The organism is Streptomyces sp. NPDC085866 (assembly GCF_044541035.1).
Classification (GTDB): domain Bacteria; phylum Actinomycetota; class Actinomycetes; order Streptomycetales; family Streptomycetaceae; genus Streptomyces.
In genome coordinates this window covers 722,034-738,430 of record NZ_JBITSQ010000001.1, presented here as the reverse complement: position 1 = coordinate 738,430, position 16,397 = coordinate 722,034, and the positions used below count along the sequence as shown (strand labels likewise).

At 71.2% G+C, this 16,397-nt stretch carries 10 protein-coding genes; 6 read left to right on the top strand and 4 right to left on the bottom strand.

What is annotated here, in order from left to right; translation table 11 throughout:
* Window positions 1–523 precede the first annotated feature (523 nt).
* Window positions 524–3,244, bottom strand: a complete 2,721-nt coding sequence (ppdK, locus tag ACIF83_RS03220) for a pyruvate, phosphate dikinase (protein ID WP_398137392.1) — start codon at window positions 3,242–3,244, stop codon at window positions 524–526.
* Between the two features lie 441 nt (window positions 3,245–3,685).
* On the bottom strand, window positions 3,686–4,915 hold the full coding sequence (locus tag ACIF83_RS03215; protein WP_399723059.1) for an ROK family protein: 1,230 nt from the start codon (window positions 4,913–4,915) through the stop codon (window positions 3,686–3,688).
* Between the two features lie 120 nt (window positions 4,916–5,035).
* Here ACIF83_RS03215 and ACIF83_RS03210 point away from each other — a divergent pair, with 120 nt between their 5' ends.
* The 3 genes from ACIF83_RS03210 to ACIF83_RS03200 all read left to right on the top strand — a co-directional run bounded on the left by ACIF83_RS03210 (window position 5,036) and on the right by ACIF83_RS03200 (window position 10,790).
* Window positions 5,036–6,466 (top strand): MGH1-like glycoside hydrolase domain-containing protein, encoded by a 1,431-nt coding sequence (locus ACIF83_RS03210; RefSeq protein ID WP_393465336.1) that lies wholly within the window; start codon window positions 5,036–5,038, stop codon window positions 6,464–6,466.
* Window positions 6,463–8,400 carry a glycogen debranching N-terminal domain-containing protein gene (locus tag ACIF83_RS03205; protein ID WP_393465334.1) on the top strand — a complete coding sequence of 646 codons (1,938 nt, stop codon included), beginning with the start codon at window positions 6,463–6,465 and terminating at the stop codon, window positions 8,398–8,400. The genes ACIF83_RS03210 and ACIF83_RS03205 overlap by 4 nt, the downstream gene beginning before the upstream one ends.
* 188 nt (window positions 8,401–8,588) lie before the next feature.
* Window positions 8,589–10,790, top strand: a complete 2,202-nt coding sequence (locus tag ACIF83_RS03200; RefSeq protein ID WP_399723056.1) for a sulfatase-like hydrolase/transferase — start codon at window positions 8,589–8,591, stop codon at window positions 10,788–10,790.
* 14 nt (window positions 10,791–10,804) lie between these two features.
* On the opposite strand, the gene dusB is transcribed toward ACIF83_RS03200, so the two are convergent.
* Window positions 10,805–11,971 (bottom strand): tRNA dihydrouridine synthase DusB, encoded by a 1,167-nt coding sequence (gene dusB, locus ACIF83_RS03195; RefSeq protein WP_393465333.1) that lies wholly within the window; start codon window positions 11,969–11,971, stop codon window positions 10,805–10,807.
* Between the two features lie 118 nt (window positions 11,972–12,089).
* Between dusB and ACIF83_RS03190 the strand changes: the two genes are divergently transcribed.
* The gene (locus ACIF83_RS03190; protein WP_399723054.1) at window positions 12,090–13,541 is read left to right on the top strand and encodes an MFS transporter; all 1,452 of its coding nucleotides are present in this window, start codon (window positions 12,090–12,092) and stop codon (window positions 13,539–13,541) included.
* Window positions 13,542–13,608: 67 nt separating this feature from the next.
* Here the strand turns inward: ACIF83_RS03190 and ACIF83_RS03185 are convergent, their stop codons facing one another.
* Window positions 13,609–14,493 carry a helix-turn-helix transcriptional regulator gene (locus tag ACIF83_RS03185; protein WP_399723052.1) on the bottom strand — a complete coding sequence of 295 codons (885 nt, stop codon included), beginning with the start codon at window positions 14,491–14,493 and terminating at the stop codon, window positions 13,609–13,611.
* 101 nt (window positions 14,494–14,594) lie between these two features.
* On the opposite strand from ACIF83_RS03185, the gene ACIF83_RS03180 reads away from it, so the two are divergent.
* Both ACIF83_RS03180 and ACIF83_RS03175 read left to right on the top strand, forming a co-directional pair.
* Entirely contained in the window at window positions 14,595–16,022 is a 1,428-nt protein-coding gene (locus ACIF83_RS03180) for an MFS transporter (protein WP_399723050.1), read from the top strand.
* A gap of 102 nt (window positions 16,023–16,124) precedes the next feature.
* Window positions 16,125–16,349 (top strand): hypothetical protein, encoded by a 225-nt coding sequence (locus ACIF83_RS03175; RefSeq protein ID WP_386571974.1) that lies wholly within the window; start codon window positions 16,125–16,127, stop codon window positions 16,347–16,349.
* Window positions 16,350–16,397: the final 48 nt, after the last annotated feature.

The window sequence follows — 16,397 nt, the reverse complement described above, 5'->3', positions numbered from 1 at the left end:
ATGCCTCGCGAGACCACCTCATACCGCAGCACATGAGAGCAGAGCCGGCGAGGCGTCTTGGTGCGCAGTTCTGGCGGGGATGCGACGCGTCCAACCAAACGACGGCACGCACCGGCAGGGCGCCCTGTGGGGGTGGTCCTCACCCTGCACCCGGACTCGGTCGGCCAGCAACAACTCGAACGCGGCAGCGGCACCCGCCGCGTCTCCCGCCATACCCCACCGATGGGCGAGATTGTGGTTCTGCCACGACTTGACGTCGACACACGCTGGCCGCATCTGGAGGGCACAACGGCTTCGGACCGGTCCAACGGCAACCAATGCCGGCAAACGCTGACTTGCCCGGTCAGCGACGTAGCTTGACCGTCTCCGCAGATGATGCACGGAGGGGCGCCACCCCCGCACAGGGTGGCGCCCCTCCTCTTTCGTGCGCCGGAGCCGCCGCCGATCGGTCTGAGGGTCGGGGACCGACGGCGGCTCCGGGGTCAGGGGAGGCCGGGCGCTGGGGCCGGGCCTCCGGCGGAGGTCAGCGGTGGTCGCTGCCCTCCGACTGGGTGGCCGCGCGGCCCGCCTCGAGGCGGGCGACCGGGATGCGGAACGGGGAGCAGGAGACGTAGTCCAGGCCGGCCTCGTGGAAGAAGTGGACCGACTCGGGGTCGCCGCCGTGCTCGCCGCAGACGCCGAGCTTCAGGTCGGGACGGGTCTCGCGGCCCGCCTTCGCCGCCGCCTTCACCAGGGAACCGACGCCGTCCTTGTCGATCGTCTCGAAGGGGCTGACGCCGAAGATGCCCTTCTCCAGGTAGGCCGTGAAGAACGAGGCCTCCACGTCGTCGCGGCTGAAGCCCCACACCGTCTGGGTCAGGTCGTTCGTGCCGAAGGAGAAGAACTCCGCCGCCTCCGCGATCTGGCCGGCCGTGAGGGCAGCTCGCGGCAGCTCGATCATCGTGCCGATCGCCAGCTTCAGCTGGGTGCCGGTGGCCGCCTCGACCTCGGCGATGACCTGGTCCGCCTCCTCGCGGACGATCTCCAGCTCCTGGACCGTGCCGACGAGCGGGATCATGATCTCGGCGCGCGGGTCACCCTTGCCGTTCTTGCGCGCGGCCGCTGCCTCGGCGATGGCGCGGACCTGCATCGTGAACAGGCCGGGGATGACCAGACCCAGGCGGACGCCGCGCAGGCCCAGCATCGGGTTCTGCTCGTGCAGCCGGTGGACCGCCTGGAGCAGGCGCAGGTCGTTCTCGTGCGGCTCCTGGCGGGACTCGGCCAGGGCCACACGGACCGACAGCTCCGTGATGTCGGGCAGGAACTCGTGCAGCGGCGGGTCGAGGAGGCGGATGGTCACGGGCAGGCCGTCCATCGCCTCGAACAGCTCGACGAAGTCCTTCTTCTGCAGGGGCAGCAGCTCCCGCAGGGCGGCCTCGCGCACCTCCTCGGTGTCCGCGAGGATCAGCTTCTCGACCATCTCGCGGCGCTCACCGAGGAACATGTGCTCGGTGCGGCACAGGCCGATGCCCTGGGCGCCGAAGCGACGGGCGCGCAGCGCGTCCTCGGCGTTGTCCGCGTTGGCGCGCACCCGCAGGCGGCGCTTGCGGTCGGCGAAGGCCATCATGCGGTGCACGGCCTCGACCAGCTCGTCGGCGTCGTCGGCGCCCGGGTGCATCCGGCCCTCGAAGTACTCCACCACGGGGGACGGGACCACCGGGACCTCACCGAGGTACACCTTGCCGCTCGACCCGTCGATGGAGATCACGTCGCCTTCCTCGACGACGTGACCGCCCGGGACCGTCATCCGGCGGCGCTTGGTGTCGACCTCCAGCTCCTCGGCGCCGCAGACACAGGTCTTGCCCATGCCGCGCGCGACGACGGCCGCGTGGGAGGTCTTGCCGCCGCGGGAGGTCAGGATGCCCTCGGCCGCGATCATGCCGTCGAGGTCGTCGGGGTTGGTCTCCCGGCGGACCAGGATGACCTTCTCGCCCGAGCGGGACCACTTCACGGCGGTGTACGAGTCGAAGACCGCCTTGCCGACCGCGGCACCCGGCGAGGCCGCGATGCCCCGGCCGACCCGCTCGACCTTCGCGTCCTCGTCGAAGCGCGGGAACATCAGCTGCGCCAGCTGGGCGCCGGTGACGCGCTGGAGCGCCTCGGTCTCGTCGATCAGGCCCTGGTCCACCAGCTGGGTGGCGATGCGGAAGGCGGCACCGGCGGTGCGCTTGCCGACTCGGGTCTGGAGCATCCAGAGCTGGCCGCGCTCGATGGTGAACTCGATGTCGCAGAGATCCTTGTAGTGGTTCTCCAGGGTCTCCATGATCTGCATGAGCTGGTCGTACGACTTCTTGTCGATCGACTCCAGCTCCGCGAGCGGGACCGTGTTGCGGATGCCCGCGACCACGTCCTCGCCCTGCGCGTTCTGGAGGTAGTCGCCGTAGACGCCCTGGTGGCCCGAGGCGGGGTCGCGGGTGAAGGCGACACCGGTGCCGGAGTCGGGGCCGAGGTTGCCGAAGACCATGGAGCAGACGTTCACCGCGGTGCCCAGGTCACCGGGGATGCGCTCCTGGCGGCGGTACAGCTTGGCGCGGTCGCCGTTCCAGGAGTCGAAGACCGCCTTGATGGCGAGGTCCATCTGCTCGCGCGGGTCCTGCGGGAAGTCCCGGCCGGCCTCGGTCTTGACGATCTTCTTGAACTTGGTGACCAGCTTCTTCAGGTCGGCCGCTTCGAGGTCCGTGTCCACGGTGACCTTCTTGGCCGCCTTGGCCGCCTCGAGGGCCTCCTCGAAGAGCTCGCCGTCGACGCCGAGGACGGTCTTGCCGAACATCTGGATGAGACGGCGGTAGGAGTCCCATGCGAACCGGTCGTCGCCGGCCTGCTTGGCCAGGCCCTGCACCGACTTGTCGGAGAGGCCGATGTTCAGGACGGTGTCCATCATGCCGGGCATGGAGAACTTCGCGCCGGAGCGGACGGAGACCAGCAGAGGGTTGTCGGCCTGGCCGAGCTTCTTGCCCATGTTCTGCTCGAGGGCGTCGAGGTGCGCACTCACCTCGTCACGCAGTGCCGCGGGCTCCTCACCGCTCTCCAGGTAGACCTTGCAGGCCTCCGTGGTGATGGTGAAGCCGGGAGGGACCGGAAGGCCCAGGTTGGTCATCTCGGCGAGGTTGGCACCCTTGCCGCCGAGGAGGTCCTTGAGGTCCTTGTTGCCCTCGGTGAAGTCGTAAACGAACTTCGCTACCTGGGGTTCTTTGTTTTCCGACACGGGTCTCGACTCCTTGAGGCCGCGGTGGCTGCCCTGACGGCGAGGAACATACCCAGATCGAAGGCGTCTGGGTACGTCCACTTGTGCGTCATGGGCCTGTAACCAGTCGTCCGCCAGTGGATCGAAAGTCAAAGCTTGACAAGCCGAGCGCGGCTGATGTTTTCACTTCTTGAAGGCAGCGGGGTCCATAGGCCCGCTCATCCGCTCAGATGAGCGTAGTGCTAGCACATCTGATTTCGATCGATGAACGATCAAGGGGTGGCACCGAGTGCCACCCCTTGGAGAAGTGCAGTCGCCCAAGATCCGCTCATCTGAGCGCAACCCTTATCAAGGGTGGCGAGAATCACGCTGCCACAGGAAGCCAGATTTCACCATGCGGACGGCTTCTGAGACCGAAAACAGACGGGCTGCATCCCTATGCGGCTCCGCCGCGGACACACGTCACACGCCCAGTGCGAGGAGCCGCTCCTCGACCCGGTCCGGCGCGTACAGATGCTCCACGACCAGCGCCCCGGCCCCCAGCAGCCCGGCCCGCTCACCCAGCCGGGACGTCACGACGTCCAGGTGGGCCGTGGAGCGGGGCAGCGCCCGCTGATAGAGCAGCTCCCGGACACCGGTGAGGAAGGGAGTACCGGCCAGATCCCCGGCGATCATCAGGACGCCCGGATTGAGCAGGGTCACGATCGTCGCCAGCACGTCCCCGACCCGGCGCCCGGCCTCCCTGGCCAACGCGGCGGCCTCTGGGTGCCCGGAGGCCAGCAGGTCCCGCACGTCCGAGCCGGACGCGGCCGGCACCCCGGACTCGGCCAGCCGCCGGGCCACGGCGCCACCGCTGGCGACGGCGGCGAGACAGCCGTACGAACCGCACCGGCACAGCGCCTCGGCGCCCACCCGGATGTGCCCGATGTCGCCCGCCCCGCCGTCGACGCCCCGGAAGATCGAGCCGTCGACCACTACTCCGGCGCCGATACCCGTGGACACCTTGACCAGCACGAACGCCGAGCAGTCGGGGTGTCCGGTGCGCTGTTCGCCGTAAGCCATGAGGTTGGCGTCGTTGTCCACCAGGACCGGCACCGCGGGGGCTCCGGTGTGCTCGGTGAAGGCGCGGGAGAGGCGGCCCCGTATGTCGTAGCCGTCCCAGCCCGGCATGATCGGCGGCTGCACCACCCGGCCGGTCTCGCTGTCCACCGGCCCGGGCACCGCGAGCCCGATGCCGCACACCTCCTCCGCCCGCTGCCCCGCCTTGATCAGCAACTCGCCGAACCATCGGCCGAGTTCACCCAGGACGACCTCGGGTCCGTCCTCGACGACCAGGGTGCCGGAGTGTTCGGCGAGGATCTCGCCGGCCAGGGTGAGGACGGCCGCCCGGGCGTGGCGGGTGTCGAGGTCGGCGGCGAGCACGACCGCGTGGGCGTCGTCGAACTCCAGGGTGATGGAGGGGCGTCCGCCGAGCGGGGAGTCGACCGGGCCGCCGGCACCCTCGCGCAGCCAGCCGGCCCGGAACAGCCGGTCGAGGCGCTGGCCGACGGTGGCGCGGGAGAGTCCGGTGGCCTGCTGGAGCGCGCCGCGGGTCACGGCTCGCCCACTGCGCACCAATGCGAGCAGATCGCCGGCGCTGGCCTGGCTGCTGCCCTTCGTGGCCTTGCCGGTTCTGCCGGGCCGTCCGGTCATGCACACCCCCTTGTGTTTCTCAAGTTTGCCTTACATATTGAGTTTTGCGTGTTAAATAGACGTAACCCTGCGGTAGCACCAACCAAACCCGGTCGTCCGGACGTCTTCGGGGAGCCCCGAGTGGATCGCACTGCCCAGCTCACTGCCCGTGTCACGGAACGCGAGATCGCATACGATCCGCCGGCCGCGTACACGTCCCTGCACGTCAGGGCGGCCGGGGTGCTGGAGGCGAACTGGACGGGCAGCTCGACCGTGCCCTCCCGGAGCCTGTATCCGCACCAGTGGTCGTGGGACTCGGCGTTCATCGCGATCGGCCTCAGGCACCTCTCGCCGCTGCGGGCGCAGACGGAGCTGGAGACGCTGCTGGCGGCCCAGTGGGGCGACGGGCGCGTCCCGCACATCGTCTTCAACCCCTCCGTGCCGCTCGACGCGTACTTCCCGAGCCCCGACTTCTGGCGCTCCTCGACCGCGGGGCGTGCTGCGGGCGCCCCGCGCACCGTACAGACCTCCGGCATCGTGCAGCCACCGGTGCACGCGCTGGCGGCCTGGCTGGTGCACTGCGCCGACCCCGGTCTGTCGCGGGCGCGCGGCTTCCTCGCGGGGGTGTACCCGCGGCTGGCCGCCTGGCACCGGTATCTGCTGCACCGGCGGGACCTGGGCGGCGGCGGTCTGGTGTCCGTCGTGCACCCCTGGGAACAGGGCATGGACAACAGCCCCTGCTGGGACGCCCCGCTCGCCCGCGTCGCCCCGGCCCCGGCCCGCTCCTTCCGCCGCGCCGACCTCGACCACGGCGCCGCCGAGGACCGGCCGACGGATCTGGACTATGGGCGGTACGTGCGGCTGGCCACGGACTACCGGGACGCCGGATACGCCGACGGGAAGGGCAAGTTCGCCGTGGAGGACCCGGCGTTCAACGCCCTCCTCATCGCCTCCGAACACGCGCTGGCGCGGATCGCCGGGGAGCTGGGCGCGCCCGGCACCGCCCGTCACGCGCGCGCCGAGCGGCTGACGGCGGCCCTGGTCGACCGGCTGTGGGACCCGGCGAGCGGGATGTTCCTGTGCCGGGACCTGCGGGGCGGGGGGCTGATTCCCGGGCGCAGTGTCTCCGGCCTCGTCCCGCTCCTCCTCCCCGGCCTTCCGCGCGACCTGGTCGCGACCCTCGTCCGTACCCTCGGCGGCCCGCACTTCGGGCTCGGTACCGACACCAGGCTGGTGCCGAGCTACGACCTCCTCGGCGAGGCCTTCGACCCGCACCGGTACTGGCGCGGCCCGGCGTGGTTCAACACGAGCTGGCTGCTGGAGCGCGGGCTGCGCACGCACGGCGAACGGGAGCGCGCCGGCGCGCTGCGGGAGGCGGTGCTGAGCCTCGCGGAGGCCACCGACTTCGCCGAGTACGTCGACCCGTACACCGGCGAGGCATGCGGCGCGACCGGCTTCGGCTGGACCGCCGCACTCGCGCTCGACCTGCTCCACCAACCCGTGGGACACGGCGTGTCCCCCACGGGCCCCGGCACGTTCGACAGAAGTGACAAGGGAGGGGACCGGGCATGACGGACCGGCATCATCTGCTCGTGCACGGGGCGACGTTCGCCGCCGTGGGCGACCGGGGCGACATCAGCGGGGTGCGGGGCGGCGGCTCCCCGGACGGGTTATTCGTACGGGACGCCCGGCACCTCAGCCGCTGGCAGCTCACCGTCGACGGCGCGGTGCCCGAGGTGCTCACGCCGGTCGCGGACGGCGACACGACCCGGTGTGTGCTGGTGCCGCGCGGCGGCCGGCAGGAACCGCCCGCACACACCCTCTTCCGTGAACAGGCCGTCGGTGACAGCTCGTTCGTCGAGTCCCTGCGGGTGACCAGCAACCGTCCCGTGCCCACCACCGTCCGGATCGCCATCACCGCCGACGCCGACTTCACCGACCAGTTCGAGCTGCGCTCCGACCACCGCACCTACGTCAAGGCCGGCGCCGTACGCTCCCGCCACGTCCTGGACGACGGCATCGAGTTCACCTACCGGCGGGCCGAGTGGCGGTCCTGTACGACCATCACGGCCGACCCCGCGCCCGACGCCGTCGAGGAGACCGGCACCGGCGCCCGCCGCCTGGTGTGGACTCTGGACCTGGAACCCCACGGCACGACCGAGCTGGTGCTGCGCGTGATGGCCCGCCCGCACGGCGACAAACGGGCCCTGCGCGTGCCGCGCTCCCCCGCCTCCGTGAACGAGCAGGTCCTCGCGCTGGAGGAGAGATTCGTGGAGGGCGTGGCCTTCCCGACCGGCTGGCCGGAGCTGGCGGCGGCCTGTGCCCGCGGCCTGTCCGACCTGGCCGCACTGCAGGTCCCGGCGACCGGCCCGGACGGCGAGGAGCTGCGCGTCCCGGCGGCGGGCGCCCCCTGGTTCCTCACCCTGCTCGGCCGGGACGCCCTGCTCACCGCCCTGTTCACCCTGCAGTACCGCCCTCAGCTGGCCGCGGCCACACTGCCCGCGCTGGCCGCCACCCAGGCGACCGGGACCGGGGTGTCCAGGGTCGCCCAGCCCGGCAAGATCGTGCACGAGGTGCGGCACGGCGAGCTGGCGCACTTCGGGCAGGTGCCGTTCGGGCGGTACTACGGCTCGGTCGACGCGACCCCGCTGTTCCTGATCCTGCTCGGGGCGTACGTCGAACAGACCGGGGACGCCGTCCTCGCGCGCCGCCTCGAACCGCACGCCCGCGCGGCGATCGGCTGGATGCTGGACCACGGCGGGCTGACCTCGCGCGGCTATCTCGTCTACCGCGCCGACGAGGGCGGCCTCGCCAACCAGAACTGGAAGGACTCCCCCGGCGCGATCTGCTGGTCCGACGGCACCCGGCCCACCGGCGCGGTGATGGCGGCGGGCGCCCAGGGCTACGCGTACGACGCCCTGCGCCGCACGGCGTGGGTGGCGCGCACGGTGTGGGGCGACGAGACGTACGCCGCCCTGCTGGAACAGGCGGCGGCCGACCTCCGGGACCGCTTCCAGCGGGACTTCTGGATGGAGGAGCGGTCCTTCCCGGCACTGGCGCTGGACGGGGAGGGGCACCAGGTCGACGCGCTGGCATCGGACGCGGGGCATCTGCTGTGGTCGGGGCTGCTGGACAAGGAGTACGGCGAGGTCGTCGGCCGGCGGCTGCTGGAACCGGACTTCTTCTCGGGCTGGGGCGTGCGCACCCTTGCCTCCGGCCAGCCGGCGTACCACCCCCTCTCCTACCACCGGGGCTCGGTCTGGCCGCACGACAACGCGTTGATCACGCTGGGCCTGGCCCGCTACGGCCTGCACGACGAGGCCCGTACGGTGGCGCACGCCCTGGTCGACGCGGCGACGGCCGCCGGACACCGGCTGCCCGAGGTGCTGGCGGGCTACGGCCGCGACACGCATCCCGAGCCCGTCCCCTACCCGCACGCGTGCATCCGTGAATCGCGCTCGGCGGCGGCGCCGCTCGCGCTGCTCACGGCGGTCGGAGGGGCCTAGTCGCGGCAGGAGAAGGGGCTTTGACCGGGCGTTTGCCCGGTGTTTGCCGAGCGCCGTGAACAGCGGACTCGGGCGGGCCGTACCGGATGACGGCGGGCCAGGCGGGCCGGGCTTTCTCCGGCCCTGTCCAGCCTCCCCAGCGTGGCTCGCCGACTCCGTCACGGGTCTCGCACGGAAGGACCTCCGGGTTGCCTCAGCACACGAGCACGCGCCAGTCATCGGGTACGGCAGGGGGAGCCGAGGCTGTCCTCGACGAACGGGACGAGGAGCGAACGCCGACGGCGAAAGCCGTCGGCTCCACGGAGGCCGCGGAAAACAGCCGCGAGGCAGCCGTACCGGCGGCCGAGGTCGCGGACTCCATGGCCGAAGAGGCCCTACCGGCGGCCGCGGTCGCGGACTCCATAGCCGAAGAGGCCCTACCGGCGGCCGCGGTCGCGGACTCCATAGCCGAAGAGGCGCCCGCGGAAGCCTCCGGAGAAACCGCCGAGGAACCCACAGCGGAAACCCTCACGGAAGCGTCCGGGGAAGCCACCGCGGAAACCCTCACGGAGGCGCCCGAGGAACCCGTCGAGAAGCCCACCGCGGCAACCCTGGCGGAACCCGCTGCGGAGGCGCCCGAGGGAACCGTCGAGCGAACTGTCGAGGAATCCCGGGAAGAAGCCCCCGAGGAGCCCGCCGAAGAAGCCACCCCCCGCCCCACCCGCCGCGGTTGGGCAGCCTGGTCCGCGCGGACGCAGCGCTGGCGGGAGGCACACCCGACCGCCGCGCAGGTCCTCTCCGTGAGCGTCGACGTGCTGGCCGCGCTCCTCGTCGTCGCCGCGCTCGTGATGCCCAACAGCGTCGTCGGGCTCGGGCCCGAGAAGTTCCTGCGCATCCCCGGAGAGGCCGTCATCGGCGCCGCGCTGATGCTCGCTCTGCCGCGCCGGCCCCGGATCGTGCTGGCCGCCGTGTCCGGGGTCGCGCTCGGCGCGATGACCGTGCTGAACCTGCTCGACATGGGGTTCAACCAGTACCTCGGCCGCAGCTTCAACCTCGTCCTCGACTGGAGCCTGCTCGGCGACGCGCAGTCGTACCTGGAGGACTCGCTGGGCCGCACGGCCACCCTCGCCGCCACCGCCGGTCTGATCGCGGTGATCCTGCTGCTGTTCGTGCTGCTGGCGCTGTCCACGGTCCGGCTGAGCAACCTCCTCGCCCGGCACATCGGCACCGCGACCCGCGGCACGCTCATCGCAGGCGTCGTCTGGATCACCTGCTCCTCGCTCGGCCTGCAGATCTCCGGCGTGCCGATCGCCTCGGACCGCACCGCCACCGCCGTGAAGATCCAGGCCCACCGGGTGGCGGACACCCTGCGGGACGAGGCGGAGTTCCAGAAGGTGGCCAAGGTGGACGCCTTCGGCAACACCCCCGCCTCCCAGCTCGTGCCCGACCTGCGCGGCAAGGACATGATCTTCACGTTCATCGAGAGCTACGGCCGCAGCGCCATCGAGGACCCGATCATGGCGCCCGGCGTCGACAGCACCCTGGACGCGCGCACCAAGGCTCTCGCCAAGGCCGGCTACCACGCCAAGAGCGGCTGGCTGACCTCGGCGACCTACGGCGGCAGCAGCTGGCTCGGCCACTCCACCACGCTGTCGGGGCTGTGGATCAACAACCAGCAGCGCTACCGCACCGTCATGGCGAGCGACCACCTCAGCCTCACCAAGGCCTTCAAGAAGACCGGCGCGTGGAACACGGTCGGTGTGATGCCGGGCGTGCAGAAGGCCTGGCCGGAGCAGAGCTTCTACGGCCTCGACAAGGTCTACAACGCCTTCGAACTCGGCTACAAGGGGCCGAAGTTCAGCTGGTCGACCATGCCGGACCAGTACGCGCTGGAGCAGTTCCAGCAGCGGGTGCACGGCAGGAAGCACGACAAGCCGATGATGTCGGAGCTCATCCTGACCTCCAGCCACCAGCCGTGGGCGCCGATCCCGAAGATGGTCGGCTGGGACCAGCTGGGCGACGGCTCGATCTTCAAGGGCATCCAGGCGGCGGGCAACAAGCCGGCGGACGTCATCGCCGACACCACCAAGTCCCGCGAGGAGTACGGCAAGTCGATCCAGTACTCGGTGACCGCGCTGACCGAGTGGCTGCAGCGCTACGGCACCGACGACACCGTGCTCGTCTTCCTCGGCGACCACCAGCCGATCGCCCGGGTCAGCGGCAACCACGCCAGCCGTGACGTGCCGATCTCGATCGTCGCCAAGGACCCGAAGGTCCTGGACAAGATCGCCGGCTGGGGCTGGACGGACGGCCTCCGTCCCGCGCACAGCGCCCCGGTCTGGAAGATGAGCGCGTTCCGCGACCGCTTCCTGACGGCATACGGTTCGACTCCGCATCCGAAGAAGGGCTGAGAACAGCCCCGGGGTCAGCCCCCGGAGGTGTCCAGCTCAGCGTCCTCGCTGATGCCCGCGCAGTCGTACGGGTCCTTCAGCCAGCCGTCCGGCAGCACCACTCGGTTGTTGCCGGACGTGCGGCCGCGGGGGCCGTCCGCGCCGGTCGGCCAGGGCTGGTCGAGGTCCAGCTCGTCCAGGCCGGCCCGCAGCTCCTCCAGCGAGGACGTGATCGCGAGGCGCCCGCGCATCTCGGAGCCGACCGCGAATCCCTTCAGGTACCAGGCCACGTGCTTGCGGAAGTCGACGACGCCCTTCGCCTCGTCGCCGATCCACTCGCCGAGGAGGGTGGCGTGCCGGACCATGATGTCGGCCACCTCGCGAAGGGTGGGCCGCGCACTGTATCCATCAGTGCCTCCGGCACGGGCTTCGGTACGGCCTTCGAACGCAGCCACCAGGTCGGAGAAGAGCCACGGCCGGCCCAGGCAGCCCCGCCCGACGACCACGCCGTCGCAGCCGGTCTCCCGCACCATCCGCAGCGCGTCCTGGGCCGACCAGATGTCGCCGTTGCCGAGCACCGGGATCTCCGGGACGTGCTCCTTCAGACGGGCGATGGCGTCCCAGTCGGCCGTGCCGCCGTAGTGCTGGGCGGCCGTACGCCCGTGCAGCGCGATCGCCGTGACCCCCTCCTCGACGGCGATGCGGCCGGCGTCGAGGTAGGTGATGTGGTCGTCGTCGATGCCCTTGCGCATCTTCATCGTGACCGGAAGGTCACCCGCGCCGGAGACCGCCTCGCGCAGGATCGCGCGCAGCAGGTTGCGCTTGTAGGGCAGGGCCGAGCCGCCGCCCTTGCGCGTCACCTTCGGGACCGGGCAGCCGAAGTTCAGGTCGATGTGGTCGGCGAGGTCCTCCTCCGCGATCATGCGGACGGCCTTGCCGACGGTCGCCGGGTCGACGCCGTACAACTGGATCGAGCGCGGCTTCTCGGTCGCGTCGAAGTGGATCAGCTGCATGGTCTTCTCGTTGCGTTCGACCAGCGCCCGGGTCGTGATCATCTCGCTGACGAACAGCCCCTTGCCGCCGCTGAACTCCCGGCACAGCGTGCGGAAGGGCGCGTTGGTGATCCCCGCCATGGGGGCGAGCACGACGGGCGGCTGCACCGCGTGGGGGCCGATCTGCAAGGGGAACTCGGACGTGGGCATTGCTCCATTGTCGCGTACGGCGACTGGTGCTCGACCGACCTGTGGACATCCGACCGACAATGATCATGTAACACTCATTAGTTAGACGCACTATCGAAATCGGCGTACGATGCGACCCATGCCCGAGCTCAGCCACCGCCGACGCCTGCTCGTACTCGCCATCTGCTGCATGAGCCTGCTGATCGTGAGCCTCGACAACACGGTCCTGAACGTGGCGCTGCCCTCGCTGCAGCGGGACCTGGACGCCCCCACCTCCGGCCTGCAGTGGACGATCGACGCCTACACGCTGGTGCTGGCCTCGCTGCTGATGCTCGCGGGCTCCACGGCCGACCGGATCGGCCGCCGGAAGGTGTTCATGGCGGGCCTGGTCGTCTTCTCGGTCGGCTCCCTGCTGTGCTCGCTCGCGCCGAGCCTGGACCTGCTGGTCGCCTTCCGCATGGTCCAGGCGGTCGGCGGCTCGATGCTCAACCCCGTCGCCATGTCGATCATCACCAACACCTTCACCGACGCACGCGAACGCGCCCGCGCGATCGGCGTCTGGGGCGGGGTGGTCGGCATCTCCATGGCGGCCGGCCCCATCGCCGGCGGTCTGCTGGTGGAGTCGGTCGGCTGGCGCTCGATCTTCTGGGTCAACCTCCCGGTCGGCCTCGCGGCCCTGCTGCTCACCCTGCGCTTCGTTCCCGAGTCCCGCGCGCCCAAGGCCCGCCGCCCCGACCCGGTCGGCCAGGTGCTGGTGATCGCCCTGTTCGGCTCGCTGACGTACGCGATCATCGAGGCCCCGGACTCCGGGCCCGGCACGGTCCTGCCCTTCGCGGCGGTGGCGTGTGCCGCGCTGCTGGCCCTGCTCTGGTACGAGCCCCGGCGCGCCGAACCCCTTATCGACCTGCGCTTCTTCCGCTCCGCTCCGTTCAGCGGGGCCACCGTGATCGCGGTCAGCGCCTTCGCCGCGCTGGGCGGCTTCCTGTTCCTGTCCACGCTGTACCTGCAGAACGTGCGCGGCCTCGACGCCCTGCACGCGGGTCTGTGGATGCTGCCCATGGCGGCGCCGTGCTTCCTGTGCGCGCCGCTGTCCGGACGGCTGGTGGGCAGCAGGGGGCCGCGGTTGCCGTTGCTGGTGGCCGGTGCCGCGATGACCGCGAGCGGGGTGCTGTTCGCCGCGTTCGAGGCGGAGACGTCCAACACCACGCTGTTCGCCGGGTACATGCTGTTCGGCATCGGCTTCGGGTTCGTGAACGCGCCGATCACCAACACGGCGGTGTCGGGGATGCCGCGGGCGCAGGCGGGGGTCGCTGCGGCGGTCGCCTCCACGAGCAGACAGTTGGGGCAGACGCTGGGTGTGGCGATAGTGGGAGCGGTCCTCGCCGCGGGGGTCGGTTCGTCGTCGTACAAGGACATGTTCGTGTCGGCGGCCCGGCCTGGCTGGTGGATTCTGACGGCTTGTGGATCGGCCGTGCTGGTGCTCGGCCTGGTCAGCAGCGGGCGGTGGGCTCGGCGGACCGCTGAGCGTACGGCTGAGACTTTGTCGGCGGCCGAGGTGCGACAGGTTGTGGGGGCTCCTGAGCGTGCCTAGCCGCGGGTGACTCGTGGCCGGCCGCGCCCACGCGGCGGGGCCGCACATCGATCCAGCCCCGCGCCCCTCAGGAAGTCACCTTGCCCTGTGCCATTGCGTGCAGCTTCTCCAGCCGCTCTCGGGTCTCCTCGTTCTTCGGGCTGTACGTGACCATCCGGGCCCCTGCCTCAGGCCCGAGCCACAGATCCGTGTGTTCCAGGGTCAGGTGGCCCACGTACGGGTTGAGGAACTCCTTCGTCTTGGTGCGGCTGCCCACCACCTCGTAGCGCTCCCAGTTCTCGCGGAACTCGGGGGACTCCGTCTCCAGGCGCTTGAGGAGCATCTTCCAGGCGGGCTCGCCGAGGTGGCCGGCCATGCCGGCGCGCAGGCGGGCGGCCATCAGGCGCTGGGTGTCCTCCAGGTGCACGATGGCCGCGCGCCAGTCGCTGTTGGTGTGCACGAGGAGCATGCAGTTGCGGTCCTCGGGCGCAATCGCGTCCAGGTCGCCCAGGAGGCGGGCGTAGGTGCGGTTGTAGGCGAGGATGTCGTAGCGGCTGTTCTGGACGCAGGCCGGGATCGGCTCCAGGGCGCGGAGCACCTCGCGCAGGGCCGCGGTGACGCTGGGGCAGCTCGCGGCGGGGGTCGGGTCGGTGGCGCCGGCCAGCTGGAAGAGGTGGGCGCGCTCGCTGGCGTCCAGCATCAGGGTGCGGGCCAGGGCGTCCAGGACCTGCACGGAGACCTGGATGTCGCGGGCCTGCTCCAGCCAGGTGTACCAGGTGACGCCGACCGCGGAGAGCTGGGCGACCTCCTCCCGGCGCAGGCCGGGGGTGCGGCGCCGGATGCCGCGGGGCAGCCCGACCTGCTCGGGAGCGATGCGCTCACGCCTGCTGCGCAGAAAGGCGGCCAGCTCGTGCCGGCGGATCTCCGAATCCCGTGTCGCCGGGGCGGCGGTCTCCTGGGCCATCGTGGTCATACCTCCAGGGTGCCGTCACGCGGAAACTGTTTCCAGGTGGTTCTTGTACCAGGACAAGAAGACTCTGGTACCAGTCTGATGGCGCGCGCAGGCTCGGAGGCATGACAGAGACCGTCACGACTCCCGCCGTCCGTGCCCGGGCGGAATCCCCCGTGCTGAGCGGGCCGGGGCTGTTCACCGTTCTGCTGGCCGCGGCGCTGCCGCTGGTCGACTTCTTCATCGTCAATGTCGCCCTGCCCACCATCGGTGCCGATCTCGCGGCGGGTGAGGCCGTGCTCGAACTGGTCGTGGCCGGGTACGGGGTCGCCTACGCCGTGCTGCTCGTGCTCGGCGGTCGGCTCGGGGACCTGTTCGGGCGGCGGCGGCTGTTCCTCGGCGGTATGGCCGCCTTCGGGCTCACCTCGCTGGCGTGCGGACTGGCCCCGGGTGCCTGGAGCCTGGTCGCGGCGCGGGTCGCGCAGGGCGCGTCGGCGGCGGCCATGCTGCCGCAGGTGCTCGCCACCATCCAGGCCGCCACGAGCGGCGGCCGGCGGGCCAGGGCCATGAGTCTGTACGGCGCCACGGCCGGACTGTCGATGGTGGCGGGGCAGATTCTCGGTGGCGTGCTGGTCGCCGCGGACATCGCCGGGAGCGGATGGCGGTCGATCTTCCTCGTCAACGTGCCGGTGGTGCTGCTGGGGCTGGTGCTGGCCATGCGGTTCGTACCGGAGACCCGGTCACAGCGCCCGGAGCCCGTCGACGAGCCCGGCACCGTCCTGCTCGCGGTGTCCCTGCTGACGCTGCTCGCTCCGCTCACCGAGGGACGGGCGGCGGGCTGGCCGCTGTGGACGTGGCTGTCGCTGGCCGCGTTCCCGCTCGCCGCGGCCGCGTTCTACACGGTGGAGCGGCGGGCGGACCGGCAGGGGCGGACCCCGCTGGTGCCGCCGAGCCTGTTCGCACTGGCGTCGCTGCGCCGGGGGCTGGTGCTGATGCTGCCGTTCTCGATCGGGTTCAGCGGGTTCATGTTCGTCATCGCGCTGGCGCTGCAGCAGGGGGCCGGGCTCGGGCCGGTACAGGCGGGGCTCGCGCTCGTGCCGATGGCCGTGGTGTTCCTGTTCGTCTCGCTCGCCGGGCCGCGCCTCATCGCCCGGTTCGGCACCCGGGTGGTCACCGCCGGCGCCGTCGTGCAGGGCGTGGGCGTGCTGCTGATCGTCCTGGCCGCCCGGCGGGACTGGCCGCACCTGGGCTTCGGCTCGCTGCTGCCGGGCGCGGCCGTCGCCGGGGCCGGGCAGGCACTCCAACTCCCCAACCTGATGCGGATCGTGATGTCCGAGATGCCGCCGGCCCGGGCGGGCGTCGGCAGTGGTGTGATGGTGACCACCCAGCAGTCCGCGCTCGCCCTGGGCGTGGCCACCCTCGGCACCCTCTTCCTCACCCTCGTGCCGCACCTGGGCATGCGGGACGCGCTGGTCATCACCCTGCTGGTGCAGCTGGCCGGGATCGTCCTGACCGGTCTGCTCAGTCTGCGGCTGCCCCGTACGGTCGGCTGAGCCGGGACACGGCTTGGCCAACTCGCCGTGAACGTCTCCCTGTCGATGTTGGTCCTGCTGCACACTCCTGCCGTCGAGGTGTGCCGGACGCGGGGAGGCGTCATGCCGCAGGACAACAGCACGAGCAAGGTCAGCCGCTGGGACCAGCACGGCCGGGAGCACGTGGTCCGGGTGCAGCGCACGGGTGTGCAGCGCACGATCAGATGCGACACCTGTGGCTGGCGCAAGAGCGCCCAGTTCCTGCCCTGGCTGAAGGCGGAGGAGCATCTGGCCGAGGCCCATCAGGCGACGGTGGACCCGGCGGGCAGCGGGCAGCCGTCCCGCTGACGGCCGGGCACGGGCGATGACTTCCGGCGGCGGCAGGAGTCGTACGTA